Origin of the sequence: Mycobacterium gordonae (genome assembly GCF_001417955.2) — a bacterium.
GTDB classification, from domain to species: Bacteria; Actinomycetota; Actinomycetes; order Mycobacteriales; family Mycobacteriaceae; genus Mycobacterium; species Mycobacterium gordonae_B.
Genome location: NZ_LKTM01000151.1, coordinates 1 through 2,203, shown reverse-complemented (window position 1 = coordinate 2,203; position 2,203 = coordinate 1). Strand labels below are relative to the sequence as shown.

Annotated in this window: 1 protein-coding gene; it reads left to right on the top strand. The window is 78.3% G+C overall.

The genetic code is table 11. The features are described 5' to 3' along the window. Positions 1-32: 32 nt before the first annotated feature. Positions 33-2,203: hypothetical protein (locus tag AO501_RS37200; protein ID WP_055578260.1), on the top strand; the 2,171-nt coding region annotated here is incomplete at its 3' end.

The window sequence follows — 2,203 nt, the reverse complement described above, 5'->3', positions numbered from 1 at the left end:
GCGGTAACGGGGGTAATGGCGGGGCTGGAGGTGTGGCCGCTGATGGCACGGTTGCCGCTGCGGGTGCCGGTGGTAACGCCGGCAGCGGCGGCAACGGCGCCACCCCGGGTGATGGCGGCGCCGGTGCGGCCGGCGGCTCACTGACCGGTCACGGCGGGGCCGGCGGGAAGGGCGGCGATACCGGCTTCGGCGGTAGAGGCGGACTGGGCGGGAGCGGTCTGACCGCTGGGACCGATGGTGCCGACGGGAACACACCGACCGGCGTGATGGGTAATGGCGGGAACGGCGGTGCCGGGGCACATGCCGCGGCCGCCGGGGTCAGCGGCGGTGACGGAGGAGCCGGGGGTGCGGGCGGTAACCGGGGCAACGGCGGCAACGGTGGTGCCGGCGGCGATGGAGCCGTGGGCAAGACCGGCGACGATGCGGTCGCCGACGGCGACGCCGGCTTCCAGGGTGGGATCGGCGGTACCGGCGGCGTCGGCGGAGCCGGCGGCTTGGGCGGTTCGATCTCCGGCGACGGCGGTGACGGCGGTGCCGGTGGCAAAGGCGGAACCGGCGGAACCGGCGGCGCCGGTGCCAACGGTGCGGACGCGACCAACGCCGGTGGGCAGGGTCAGCAGGGTGGTGACGGCGGCAAAGGTGGCACTGGTGGCACCGGCGGCGCCGGCGGTAACGCGGGCGGGGTAGCCGCGGGCGGCTCCGGCGCGGCGGGCCTGAACGGCGTCGGCGGCGACGGGGGCACCGGCGGAACCTCGGGCAGCGCCGGTGACGGCGGCAAAGGCGGGACTGGTCTGCCCGACGGCGGGCGCGGGGGTGACGGCGGTGACCCGGGCGCGGGCGGTGACGGCGGTGTCGGCGGGGCGACAGGTACCGGCGGCAGCGGCGGCGGCACTGGCCACACCGGCGCTACCGGCGCCACCGCCACCACCGGCGGCAACGGCGGACAGGGCGGCGACGGTGCCCAGGGCGCCCCCGGCCAGGTCGGCGGTGCAGGTGGGGCCGGCGGTAACGGCGGGGCGGTCGGCAATGGCGGGACCGGCGGCACCGGCGGCAACGGCGCGAACGGCGTAGCCGGCCAGGACGGCGCGACTGCGGGCGCGTCCGGTGGTGACGGCGGGACAGGCTGGGCCGGCGGCGTCGGCGGAGCCGGCGGCTTAGGCGGTTCGGTCTCCGGCCACGGTGGAACCGGAGGTACCGGTGGTGTGGGCGGTACCGGCGGGACAGGTGGGGCCGGGATCGACGGGGCAAATGCGTCCGCCCTGGGCGCCGACGGCGGCAGTGGCGGTAACGGCGGCACCGGCGGCACCGGCGGAACCGGTGGCGCCGGCGGCGCCGCCGGCGGCGTCGCCCAGGGCGGTTCCGGTTCGGTGGGAGTCAACGGCACCGGCGGCGCCGGGGGCACCGGCGGCGCGGCCGGCACACCCGGTGACGGCGGGAACGGCGGCAACGGCGTCCCCGACGGTGGGCGCGGCGGTGATGGCGGCAACCCCGGAGCCGTGGGCAAGGGCGGATCCGGCGGAGATGCGGGCACCGGCGGCACCGGCGGCAGCAAGGGTGACGACGGCGGCATGGGTGCCGCCGTGACCAGCGGCGGCAACGGCGGCAACGGCGGCCAGGGCGGCACTGGCCCGACGGGAGCTCAAGGCGGGCAAGGCGGTCAGGGCGGTGCCGGCGGCAACGGCGGATCAGTCGGCAACGGCGGTAACGGCGGAGCAGGCGGAGCCGGCTCGAACGGCGCAACCGGCACCCAAGGCGGGACAGGCATTGCCGGAGGTACCGGAGGAGCCGGCGCCAGTGGCGGCGCCGGCGGTGCCGGAGGAATGGGTGGCGTGACCTCGGGGAACGGCGGCACCGGCGGTGCCGGTGGCACCGGCGGTAACGGCGGGGCCGGTGGCGCGGGCGGCAACGGCGAGTCGCACTACTTCTTCCAAGATGGCGACCCCGGCCAAATCGGCGGGACCGGTGGTGTCGGCGGGACCGGCGGTGCCGGCGGGGCAGGTGGAAAGGCCCTGGGATCGGGCGACGGCGGACTAGGCGGATCCGGCGGCGCCGCCGGGCAAGGCGGGGTCGGCGGCGTCGGCGGCATCGGTGGGGAAACCGGTGCTCCGGGGGTAGGCCAGTTCGGCGGAGCCGGCGGCCAGGGCGGGACCGGCGGGGCCGGCGGAGTCGGTGGCCTCGGGGGCGTCGGCGGCGCGGCTGACGG